Raw genomic sequence first — 11,969 nt, 5'->3', positions numbered from 1 at the left:
TTCATAGTGCTATAATACTAGGGTTACTACTGTGGATTGAGTGATAAAGAGAAAAAATTATGAAAAATAGAATTAGAATTAATAGAGAACAAATTCAGCATCTTGCAGGAGCAGCGGCATACACCAGAGGTGCTGGTGTCTATCGCAGCAACAAGGTGTTAGATATACATGTGGATTCCTTGCCAGATGTAGATTATATTAAAGCCCAGGTGGCTGGGAATTATGCCAAAGAATACGAAGTGTACTTAACCTTTGATCGGGCGGATAATTCGGTTCAAAACGGTTACTGTGAATGCCCAGCCTTTGAAAGCTACGGCAGTCTCTGCAAGCACTGCGTGGCAACGCTGCTAAAATACGAAGACTATCTCAATGACTTTCAGGATAATTATGAAGAGGATCACTTACTTATGCCGCCATCGCTAGAGCGTCTTCGAGGAGCGCTGGCAAAGAAGAAGCGACAGACAACGAAAGGTCTGAAAGAGATTCTGCAAAGCGATCGCTTCTTAAGCGAAGAGGTGGTGATGCTAGAAGAGGAGAATTACGGTAAGGTACGCTTTGAACCACACTTTACCTTTTCTTATTATGATGTAACGATTGATTTTAAGGTCGGTATTACCCGCATGTACGTGGTCAAGGATTTGATCGAGTTTGCCGAGCGAATGGAACAAGGATTGATTTATTCCTATGGAAAAGAGCTGGAATTTCGCCACTTACTAGCGATGTTTACGAAAGAATCAAAGCCTTTGGTGGAGTTTGCCTTAGACTGGGTTCGGCGTAATAAAGAAGAGCACCAAGAAACTCGCTTCACTTATCAATACGGTTACGACTCAGTGTATGCGAAAGTTCGTTATATCGATCCGTCAAGTAGTGATATTGACCATTTTTTTGAAGCGGTAGGTGAGCAAAGATTAAATGCGTTAGTCATCGGAGTGGCCGAGAAGAAATGGCAGATAGTCGAAGAGGACTATCAAGAAAAGCTTCGGATTATTGGTGAGGGGACAGGTGTCAAACTTGACACTTACTATGTGCCCCATATAGACACGAACAATCTGATTTATTACTTTGATAGAGGTAAAATATACAAAAAGGACAAGAATGACCAACTAGCAGTGAGCGACTTTCGTGAGCTCCTATACCGACAAGAAAGCGGTGAGCTTTATCTAGGTGAAGAAGATATTCCTGCCTTTATTCGGGGACTTTTGCCGCGACTGGAAGAACATTATCAGTTAGAATATATCAATTTTGATCCTGCTAGTTATGATGCCATGCCGGTAACCTTTGAATTCTATCTAGATTTGCCCCAGGTGGATTTTCTCACGATTAAAGTGTTAGCCGTATACGGGGAGGATAAGTATAATATCTACGAGAAAGAGGAGCAACAGTCCTTTCGAGATTATTTTGTCGAAGCTCAGGTCGCGAAAGTCATTAATCACTATAGCAATGCCTTTGACGACGAAAAGAAGCAAATGGCCTTAGCCGATGATGAGGACCGGATGTATGAGCTCTTAAGCGAAGGGGTAGAAAAACTTCAGCTAATCGGGGAAGTGTACGTATCGGACGCCCTTAAGAAGAAAGAGTATACCCCGAAGGTAACCGTAGGGCTTTCTCTGGCCGGGGAAAAGCTAGAGATAACCATGACTTCGCCGGAAATGTCTAACGCCGAGCTCTTTGAGGTCTTATCGAAATACGAACGGAAGAAAAAATTTTATCGCCTGAAAAACGGCAGCTTCGTCAATATGGAAAGCGAGAGTATGCAGGCTCTATTAGAGTTAAATGATGGCTTGGGTCTGCGATCCGGACAGTTAAAAGGCGAAGTACTTCAGGTGCCGAAGTTCCGGGCGCTCTATCTTGATAACGAGCTCCGGGAGCAAAAGGCGCTGCCGGTTACGAAGGATCATTTATTTAAGGCCCTGATCCGTAACATGAAGACGGTAGAAGATAGCGAATACACAGTGCCGGCTTCCCTAGAGGACATTCTCAGAGGGTATCAAAAGCAAGGATTTTACTGGCTTAAGACTCTTAAGAGTAACGGGTTTGGCGGGATCTTGGCCGACGACATGGGACTAGGGAAAACCCTCCAGGTGATTGCCTTCCTCTTATCCGAGCAAGAGCAGTCCCTTCAGGAAGGGCGAGAATTACAGCCGTCTTTGGTGGTCTCACCGGCTTCTTTAGTCTTTAACTGGCTAAGTGAATTAGAAAGGTATGCGCCCAGCCTTAAGGGCGTGATGGTAGTAGGAACGGCCGCTGGGCGCCGCCAGCTTTTAAAGGAAGCGAAACCTGGTGAAATCCTGTTAACCTCTTACGATCTTCTGCGCCGAGATTTGGATAGCTATTCAGAAATGGAGTTTCAAACGATGGTTATCGATGAAGCCCAGTATATTAAGAACCACAACACTCAGGTGGCGAAAGCGGTAAAAAAAGTTTCAGCAGACTTTAAGCTAGCCCTTACTGGGACACCGGTGGAGAATAGCTTAAGTGAATTATGGAGTATCTTTGATTACATTATGCCCGGCTTTTTCTATACTTACGGGAAGTTCCGAGAAGAGATAGAAATACCCATTGTGCAAGACGACGATGAAAAGGCCAAGGTACGATTGCAGAAGATGCTTAGGCCCTTTGTGCTTAGGCGCCTAAAGCGAGACGTGTTAACCGAGCTACCGGAGAAGACAGAAGAGAATTACTTTGCCAAATTAACGGGTGCTCAGCAAAAGCTTTACGATGCTCATGTGCAGCGGATGCGGATGCTGCTAGACGAGAAAAGCGATGCTGAGTTTAAGACTTCCAAGATTCAGATTTTAGCTGAACTTACGAAGCTTCGCCAATTATGCTGTGACCCGGCGCTCCTTTTTGAAGACTACAAAGGGGAATCGGTGAAGCTGGACTTGTGTCTGGACCTAATTAAAAAAGCGGTGGCAGGCGGCCATAAGATTTTGCTGTTTTCCCAGTTTACCTCTATGCTGGCGATTATTACCCAGCGGTTAGCGGCAGAAGAGATTAGTCACTTTGTTCTTACCGGTGCCACCAGTAAGGAAAAAAGGGCTCAGCTAGTAGAAGAGTTTGGTCAGGGAAAGGCCGAGGTGTTCTGCATTTCGCTAAAGGCAGGCGGGACCGGGCTTAATCTGACAGCAGCAGACATCGTCATTCACTACGATCCTTGGTGGAATCAGGCAGTGCAAAACCAAGCGACCGACCGGGCTCACCGAATCGGTCAAAATAACGTGGTTACGGTCTATAAGCTGATTGCAAAGGATACGATTGAAGAAAAGATTGTGAAGATTCAAGAGCAGAAAAGCCAGTTGGCGGATGAAATCTTAGGAGGAGAAGGCATCTCGGCGGCTAGCTTTACGAAGGAAGAGCTATTGGAGTTATTATGATAGGTGAAAATGTTGGAAAGAAATTAAATAAATACGTGGAGGACTACGTGGTCTTTGACTTAGAGACGACAGGAGTGTCCACCAAAAGCGATGAAGTGATTGAGATTTCTGCCATAAAGGTCAGTAGCGGGCGAGTGGCCGATGAGTTTTCGACTCTTGTGAATCCTCTGCGCCCAATTCCGTATCAGGCGAGTCGGGTAAACGGGATTACCGATAGTATGGTTAAGAATAGCCCGGACTTTAAGGCGGCCCTAGGAGCGTTCCTAGACTTTACTGGAAATCAGGTGCTAGTCGGACATAATATCCATACCTTTGATCTGAAATTTATTCGTAGAGATGCGATGAATTTCTGGAACATGGGAATTGCTAATGATTACGTGGATACCTTGCCTCTGGCAAGAGCGTGTTTACCAAAGCTTAAAAGCTATTCTTTAACGAATCTAGCGAGCCACTACGGGATTCGTGTTAGTGATGCTCACCGGGCCCTTGGTGATTGCCGGATGAACCAGCAAGTCTTTGAACATCTAGGACGAGAGATAAAGAATCCAGCACCAGAAGCCGGTACTGCCTTTACCTGTCCCCAGTGTGGTCAGCTTATGCAGCGGAGGAAAGGTCGATTCGGAGAGTTCTGGGGATGTACAGGCTTTCCAGATTGTCGTTATACTCAGAATGTATAAAACCCCGGGGATTATTCCCCGGGATTTTTCTTTTTTGTCTTTTCTTTTATATACGCTTCCACTAGTACCAAAGCGATTACCATTCCCAAGATTTCTGAAGCAAGGTTCATGCAGAAATCGTGAATATTGAAGTTGGGATTGGCAAAAACGCCGACGCTAAAAGTGATACTAAACACGATAAAGATGATAATGGAAAAAATAACTAGGCGTTTGTTCTTCATAAGCGGTCCTTTCTCTAGTCAACTTTTGTATTACGGTCAAAGACCTTTTTACCTTGAAGGTAGGTTTGGAGTACTTTTGTATTGCTTATATCTACCGGATTTACTTCTAAGATGTTTTGATCCACCACGATTAAATCTGCAGATTTACCAACCTCAAGGGTGCCAGTTACATCGTCAGAGAAGATGGAAAAGGCGGCGTTTACGGTATAGGCGCGAATCATATCCTCTACAGAAAGGCGTTCTTCAGGAGCGAGGAGCCACTGAGGGTCGTCCATATCGGTAATCTCCTCAACACCATAAGGCGTAGCATCGGCTAAGTTTCTGGTAACTCCAGTCTCTACCGCGATAAATGGATTGGGATCAATCGTTACGGGATAGTCAGAGGCGGCCACGATGGTAGCCCCGGCATCTTGTAAAGATTTTAAAGGATATTCAGTGTCGGCACGGTCTCCTAAAGAAGCATGCTCAATTTCTTTCCAATAATCTGGTTGCTTAAGGGCCCAGTAAGGCTGAGTTACGGCTAAGACATCTAGTTCGCCGAACCGTGGCTTATCTTCATCAGCTACGATTTGTAAGTGGGTGATAGCATTGCGATAATCCCCCTCAGCCACGTTTTCTTTAGCATACTCGGCCGCGTTTAGCGCTAGGCGTGTCGCCCCGTCGCCAATGGCGTGAACGTGCGCTTGGATATTGGCTTCGTTTAGTGAGACAAAGACCTTATTTAGGTCGTCTTGGGACCAAGCGGTTTCCCCGTAGTTATCTGGCTCGCCCTCGTAGGGTGCAAGCATATAAGCAGACTTGCTATCCATAACCCCATCAGCAAAAATCTTGGCACTGGTACAAGCAAGGAGATCGCTATCGTATTCTTCGTGGAGTTTTTTCACGGTTTCTAGGTCTTCATCGATGCTCCAGCTCTTGACGATACCGGCACCGTGAACCCGAAGCGTTAACTGGTCTTCATCCATTAGTGAAGCAAATCCCTTCCAAGGAATAGGCATAAAACCGTTACCAGGAAAAGCCATAATCGAAGTATAACCGTAGGAATTCATCAAGGTCTGGTACTCGGTGAGTACATCTTCTGCTTTGTCATCAGAAAGCTCCAGAAGCTCTGGTGCAATCATGGATAAGGCGCTGTCCTTTAGGGAGCCCCAAAGTTCACCGGAAGCGGTTAAAGGAATTTCTCCGCCTGGTGTTACCTTTGTCTCGGGGGTAATCTGGCTTAATTCAAAAGCTTTCGAATTAAGCCACGCGGCATGGCCATCAAAAGAGAAGATTGCTAGCGGTTTATCAGGACAAATCTTATCTAAACGTTCTTTGCTAGGACCTTTTTCTAGTTCTTCGCCTTCAAACATACTCGTTAAGTAACCGTAGGCCGAGTATAGCTCTTTATCTGGGTTCTCGCTTACATACGTTTCAATCGTCTTTAAGGCAGCATCTACTTCGGTATCTGAAAGTAGGTTAAAGTCAAAGAAGTTTGGCGTTACAGTATGGATGTGTCCGTCGATAAATCCTGGCATTAGCATTCCGCCGTCAAGGTCTACCACCTCTTTCGCTTTTTCTTTGTAGCTTTCCCCGTCCTTAGCCGAGCCTACAAAGACAATCTTTCCATCCTCCACAGCTAGGGATTCGGCAATGGTATCCTCTTCGGTAGAGGTGTAGACAACGCCGTTTTCAAAATAGACGATGTCAGAGACCTCTTCTTTGGTAGCTTCTTTCTTACACGCAAATAGGCTAGTCGCCATGACGAGCACGCCTGCCGTAAGTAGCAATTTCTTTTTCATAGTGGTTCCCCCTCATAGTTAGTTTGTATTACATTCAATCCCTATTTTACCTTTTCTCAGAAGAGGGTGCAAGGGTAGAGCAGCTTAGTCCGGTTAAATGGCTTGGCTTTGTAGTATTGGAAATGTTTCCAATTTCTGTTATAATGACAAAATCAGAGAGAGGTCAAGAAAGGAACGGTAGACAAATGAAAGCGACGATGAAAGACGTAGCCGCCCTGGCAGAGGTAGGGGTAGGCACTGTCTCTAGGGTGATCAATGGCGTAAAAGTAAAAGATAAGACGAGAGAAAAGGTAATGCAAGCGATTGCGGAGCTTAACTATGAGCCAGATGAATACGCCAGAGGACTCAAAACCAATAGAAGCAATACCATAGCGTTAATCTTACCCACGATCTGGCATCCTTTCTTTTCGGAATTCGCCTACTACGTGGAGGAGAACTTAAGCAAAAAAGGGTATAAGCTTTTTCTGTGCAACGCCGATGGCAATCCGGAGAAGGAAAAAGAGTATATTCAGATGGTAAAGCAAAGCAAGGTGGACGGTATTATCGGTATTACATATTCAGATATCGATCAGTACGTCTCGTCGAATCTGCCTTTTGTCAGCATCGACCGCCACTTTTCGGAGCAGGTTTCTTACGTAACTGCCGACAATTATCTTGGTGGGCAGATGGCGGCGAAAGCGCTCATCGATCGAGAGTGTCGGCATTTATGCTATATTGGTGGAATCTCACCCTACCCCAATGAAACCAACAACCGTAAGGCCGGGTTTGCTAAGGGGGGCGAGGAAAGCGGAGTAGAGGTCCAGATCTTTGATATGAAAGAACCCATTCAGGACCTTGAAGGCCAGTTAGAGCCCTTCCTTAGAAGCCATCCTGAGATTGACGGAATTCTAGCGGTAAATGACTTTATGGCCCTAGATGTAATGAAGGTAATGAAAAGAATCGGCAGAAATGCGCCCTACGATTATCAGATTATCGGCTTTGATGGAGTTAAGCTTTCTAGCGACAGAGAGTACTTACTTTCTACCATTGTGCAGCCAATCGAAGAGATGGCAAAAGCCTCTGTAAAGACGATGATGGCTATGATTCTTAACCAAGAAGAGCCCCGCCGGGTGGTGGTGCCGGTTTCCTTTTTCGAAGGAAAAACAACGAAAGTGTTAAAAAAAGATTGACATTCGTTTGAGGAAATGATATCTTCGAATTAGGAAATGAAACGTTTCCATTTTTATTTAATCAAAACTGGAAACGTTTCAAAAAATAACAAGGAGGAACGAGATGAAAAAAAGAATGAGATTTGTCGCTTTAGTGACGGCAGTACTGATGGGAATGATGACCGGTTGCGGCGGCGAGAAGAAGGAAGAAGCCAGTAAAGATCCAGGAGAGATTAAGGTTTGGGTACAATTTTCCGACGAGACCCCAGAGGGGAAAGCTTGGCAGGAAGTGGTAGATAACTTTAATAAAGAGAATGAGGGAACCTATAAAGCGGTGACCGAATACATTCCTCGTAGCGGTAGCGGCGGTGGCTACGAAGATAAGGTGAATGCCGCAATTACCACAAATAGCTTACCAGATGTGATTACCTTAGATGGCCCTAATACCGCAGCTTACGCTAACTCAGGTGTTATTGCACCTTTAGATGAGTACCTAGACGATGCCGATATGGATGACGTCCTTGACAGTATTATTCAGCAAGGGACTTATGATGGCAAGATGTACGCCTTTGGTTTCTCTGAATCCAATGTAGGTGTTTACTATAACAAGACCATGTTTGCTGATGCAGGTATTACCGAAGAGCAATTACCTACGCTAGAGAATCCTTGGACCTGGAGTGAGTTCCAAGCAATCTGTAAGAAGATTACAACGAAGTACGAAACACCAGCCATTGATATGCAATTAGCCTCAGGGGATGAAATGCTGACCTACGGTTACACGCCTTTTGTCTGGTCAAACGGCGGCGATGTAGTAAACGCTGAGGGTACAGAAGCTGAAGGGTACTTTAATGATAAGAAGACGGTAGAAGCTCTCCAGTTTATTCAGGACTTAGTGAAAAATGGTTACACCACCATTAGCCCGATTGAAAAAGGCTTTGAAACTGGTAAGTACGCTATGCTTTTAAGCGGTTCTTGGGCGATGGCTGATTTAGAAGAAAACTACCAAGACATTGAGTACGGCATTTTACCTTATCCAGTATCAGATACCACAAAAGAATTGGTATCCCCAACCGGTAGCTGGCAGTTAGCAATGACCACGAAGACCGAGAAAACCGAGGCTTCGGCCGCCTTTATCAAACACGCGACCAATACAGAATCTAGCAAGATTATCAGCTTAGGCAACAGTGTCCTACCGATTCGTAATTCGACGATTGAACTTATTAAAGACGAAGTCTCTGATGGTATGCGCGTCTTGATGGAGCAGAATCAAATCTCTGGACACGCTAGACCGGTAGTGGTAGCTTATCCTCAGGTTTCCAGAGCGTTCCAACAAGCAGTGCAAGATGTTAGTTACTATGAAGAGAATCCGGATGTGCAAAAAGTAGCGGATACGAGAGCGACAGAGATGCAACAAGCGATTGACAATTCGCTTAAGTAGATCCATCCCAGAGTAAAGGGGGCTTACCTTATGTTAAAAAGTAAAAAGGTGAAAGAAAATATAATGGGATACGGTTTTTTGGCACCGGCACTTATTTTACTGATTATCTTTTTGATTATCCCAGTTTGCATGGTTGCCTATTACGGGTTTACCGATTATTACTTGCTAACACCGGACGCTAGACAGTTTGTGGGATTAGAGAACTTTAAACGGCTATTTTCTGATCCGATTTTCATTAAAAGTATTTGGAATACCACCAAGTTTGTTATTTGGATTATTCCGACCCAATTAGGCGCGGCTCTTGGCATGGCGCTGATTGTGAACAAGCAAAGAAAAGGGAATATGTTTTTTAAAGTGGCATTTTTTGCCCCGGTAGTTATGTCCCTAGTTGTAATCTCTATTTTGTGGCTGTACTTACTGAATCCTAACGAAGGGCTGATTAATACCTTATTAAACAAAATCGGCATTGCTTCCCAGCCCTTCCTTACCAGCCCCAAGCAGGCGATGTACACCATTGTCTTCGTCTCTGCTTGGCAGGGGGCGGGTTACCAGATGCTACTATTTCTTGGCGGTATGCAAAATATCCCGGGGGATGTCTACGAGGCGGCGGAGATTGACGGCTTTACGAAATTTGAGCAGTTTTGGTATATTACCATGCCGCTTTTAAAGCCCACCGCGATTTTTGTCCTACTGACAACCTTGATTTCGGCCTTTAAGCTGATTGTCCAGCCGATGGTTATGACTCAGGGCGGACCGATGAATTCCACCATGACCATGGTTTACTATATCTACCAAACCGGATTTACCGATCGGATGGCTGGCTACTCTAGCTCGATAGCCCTAATTTTTACCACGATGATCGGTCTCATCACAATCGTTCAGAGAAAACTTGTAAAGGAGGATGAAGACGTATGAGAAAGAAACTAAGTCCGTTAAAGACTCTTGAATATGTGCTTCTTCTTATTCTCGCAGCCGTCTTTATCTTCCCTATGCTCTGGATGGTGGTATCTTCCATGAAGCCTGAGGCAGATGTCTACCTTAATCTGTCTTCGCTGAAAGCGTTTTTGCCAAGTCTAAACCCTTCGGAGTGGTTTACCACCTATAAAGAGGTTATCAAGCGCTTTAGCATTGGCACGTATTTACTAAACAGTATTACCTATGGACTTACCTTCGCTTTCGGCTCGATTATTATCAATTCCTTAGCCGGTTTTGCTTTTGCTAAGATAAATTTTGCCGGTAAGAAGTTTATCTTCGGCGTTTTATTGGCTTTGCTAATCGTACCGGTAGAGGCAGTATTGATTCCCCAGTTTACCATTGTTAATTCACTAGGCCTGGTGAATAGCCGGGTGGCAGTGGTTCTACCAGCGATGGCCAGTGCCTTTAATATCTACCTCTTCCGCAACTTCTTTATAGCCATACCAGAGGAGATTATCGAGTCGGCGAAGCTAGACGGCGCCGGGATTATTAAGATCTTTTTCCGGATTATGTTACCCATGTCGAAGCCAGCGGTGGCTACCGTCGGCGTATTGTCTTTTATTAGCAGCTGGAATGACTATATCTGGCCGCTGATGGTCCTAACGGATCGGAGCAAGTTTTCCATGCAGGTGGCAATCACCACGATTAACACCACTCAGCCCGTGTATATCAATCAGGTGATGGCGGTACTAACGATTTCTACCATTCCGCTGATTATCGTCTACATCGTGGCGCAAAAATATATCCTCCAGGGTCTTGGTGGCTCCGGAACAGGACTGAAGTAGGAGTAAGTATATGACACAGAAGCTTTTACAGGCAAATCAATATATTGAGAAGAACGCCTCAAGTATCAACCAAGAATATCGCAATCAATTCCACTTGATGGCCCCGCTTGGCTGGATTAATGATCCCAATGGGTTTGTCTTCTTTCGCGGCGAGTACCACCTGTTCTACCAGTACAACCCCTACGACAGCGTCTGGGGCCCGATGCACTGGGGACACGCCAAAAGTAAAGACCTAATCCACTGGGAGCACCTCCCAGTAGCACTAGCACCAGGAGAGGACTACGATAAGAACGGTTGCTTTTCCGGAAGCGCGATTGAAAAGGACGGGAAGCTGTATCTTCTTTATACGGGACATAACGTAGAGGAGGAGAGCACCCGCCAAGTACAGTGTCTGGCTGTCTCCGAAGACGGGGTGAACTTTGAGAAGTACGCAGGAAACCCGGTTATTGACGAACGCCAGCTCTCAGGTGTAGCAACTAGCGATGACTTCCGGGACCCTAAGGTTTTTCGCAGAGAGGATTACTATTACACGGTGGTGGCGGCCAAAACGGCAGATAATCGCGGCCAGATTCTGCTATTTCGCTCAGAGGATCTGCTAGAGTGGAAGTTTTACTCGGTTCTCTTAGAAGGCGAAGCCCACCAAGGGATTATGTGGGAGTGCCCCGATCTATTCCAGCTAGACGGCGAAGACGTCTTAATTATCTCGCCGATTCAGATGAAAGCAGAAGGGCTATCTTATAGAAATATCAGTTCAGCAGTAGCCTTTATCGGTCAGATGGACTGGGAAAAAGGAAAGTTTCATCCAGATAACTATCACGAAGTTGATGGCGGGCTAGACTTCTATGCGCCACAGACGTGCGAGAATGACCGGGGTGAACGAATCATGGTTGCGTGGATGCAGCTATGGGAACGGCTGATGCCAACCAATGAATTGGGACATGGCTGGGCAGGCTCGATGAGTCTTCCTAGGAAGCTAGCAGTAGTGGATAAGCACCTAATTCAAGAACCGGTAGCGGGCCTTTATGAAAACGTTAAGCTAGAAGAAAAGCTTCTAGACAAAGAAATAGAAAATCAGACCTTCGAATTAAAGAACCAAGTGTGTGACCAACAGTATCTGTCTCTAGAGTTAGATGTGAGTGAGGCAGAGAATATCCAGCTAGAATACGCGAAGGGCAGCAATACAGGCATGCTCTTAAGCTATGATGTGGCGAGTCAGATGGTTACCGTTTCCCGGGAGAAGGCGGGTCATGTTATCACTGGTGCCGAAGAAGGTGGCCTTGGGGCGAGGAGCATTAAAGTACCACCTCAGAACCATAAGCTCAAGCTCCAAATGGTAAGAGATACGTCGTCCTTAGAAGTTTTTCTAAATGGCGGAAAGACGATGAGCTTTACCTTCTTTGAAAAGGAAAAGGGTAAGGATATAGCTTTAACAGTAACAGGAAAAGTGAAGCTTTCTTTGGAAGGCGGAGAAGTGAATAGGTAAGTAAAGAGAGTGCCGGGGGGCACTCTCTTTACTTTGTAGTGCGCCTGGCGGCGCACGTTTCTAACCGGTGTAAGTCCGCAATCCGCC

Annotated in this window: 9 protein-coding genes; 7 read left to right on the top strand and 2 right to left on the bottom strand. The window is 45.4% G+C overall.

The features are described 5' to 3' along the window. Positions 1–59: 59 nt before the first annotated feature. Entirely contained in the window at positions 60–3,374 is a 3,315-nt protein-coding gene (locus tag NHH16_RS08770; protein WP_262069222.1) for a DEAD/DEAH box helicase, read from the top strand. Continuing rightward, the gene (locus NHH16_RS08765; RefSeq protein ID WP_262069221.1) at positions 3,371–4,051 is read left to right on the top strand and encodes a 3'-5' exonuclease; all 681 of its coding nucleotides are present in this window, start codon (positions 3,371–3,373) and stop codon (positions 4,049–4,051) included. Before NHH16_RS08770 ends, NHH16_RS08765 begins: the two co-directional genes overlap by 4 nt. Positions 4,052–4,062: 11 nt before the next feature. On the opposite strand, the gene NHH16_RS08760 is transcribed toward NHH16_RS08765, so the two are convergent. Both NHH16_RS08760 and NHH16_RS08755 read right to left on the bottom strand, forming a co-directional pair. After that, entirely contained in the window at positions 4,063–4,272 is a 210-nt protein-coding gene (locus tag NHH16_RS08760; RefSeq protein ID WP_262069220.1) for a hypothetical protein, read from the bottom strand. A gap of 14 nt (positions 4,273–4,286) precedes the next feature. Next, complete coding sequence (locus NHH16_RS08755; RefSeq protein ID WP_262069219.1) at positions 4,287–6,053, bottom strand: amidohydrolase; 1,767 nt, start codon at positions 6,051–6,053, stop codon at positions 4,287–4,289. Between the two features lie 185 nt (positions 6,054–6,238). On the opposite strand from NHH16_RS08755, the gene NHH16_RS08750 reads away from it, so the two are divergent. The 5 genes from NHH16_RS08750 (at position 6,239) to NHH16_RS08730 (ending at position 11,882) form a co-directional block, all read left to right on the top strand. Then, the gene (locus NHH16_RS08750; protein ID WP_262069218.1) at positions 6,239–7,222 is read left to right on the top strand and encodes a LacI family DNA-binding transcriptional regulator; all 984 of its coding nucleotides are present in this window, start codon (positions 6,239–6,241) and stop codon (positions 7,220–7,222) included. 103 nt (positions 7,223–7,325) lie between these two features. Beyond that, positions 7,326–8,639: an ABC transporter substrate-binding protein gene (locus NHH16_RS08745; RefSeq protein ID WP_262069217.1), complete on the top strand. Its 1,314-nt coding sequence runs from the start codon at positions 7,326–7,328 to the stop codon at positions 8,637–8,639. Between the two features lie 30 nt (positions 8,640–8,669). Continuing rightward, positions 8,670–9,554 carry a carbohydrate ABC transporter permease gene (locus NHH16_RS08740; protein WP_262069216.1) on the top strand — a complete coding sequence of 295 codons (885 nt, stop codon included), beginning with the start codon at positions 8,670–8,672 and terminating at the stop codon, positions 9,552–9,554. Continuing rightward, positions 9,551–10,399 (top strand): carbohydrate ABC transporter permease, encoded by an 849-nt coding sequence (locus tag NHH16_RS08735; protein WP_262069215.1) that lies wholly within the window; start codon positions 9,551–9,553, stop codon positions 10,397–10,399. Before NHH16_RS08740 ends, NHH16_RS08735 begins: the two co-directional genes overlap by 4 nt. A 10-nt stretch (positions 10,400–10,409) precedes the next feature. Beyond that, a complete protein-coding gene (locus NHH16_RS08730) occupies positions 10,410–11,882 on the top strand; it encodes a glycoside hydrolase family 32 protein (RefSeq protein ID WP_262069214.1) in 1,473 nt (490 codons plus the stop codon). Positions 11,883–11,969: the final 87 nt, after the last annotated feature.

The sequence above is a fragment of the Ohessyouella blattaphilus genome (genome assembly GCF_024721265.1).
Lineage (GTDB): Bacteria > Bacillota > Clostridia > Lachnospirales > Lachnospiraceae > Aequitasia > Aequitasia blattaphilus_A.
The sequence above is the reverse complement of the archived record's forward strand: the minus strand, read 5'-3'. Positions and strand labels throughout refer to the sequence as shown.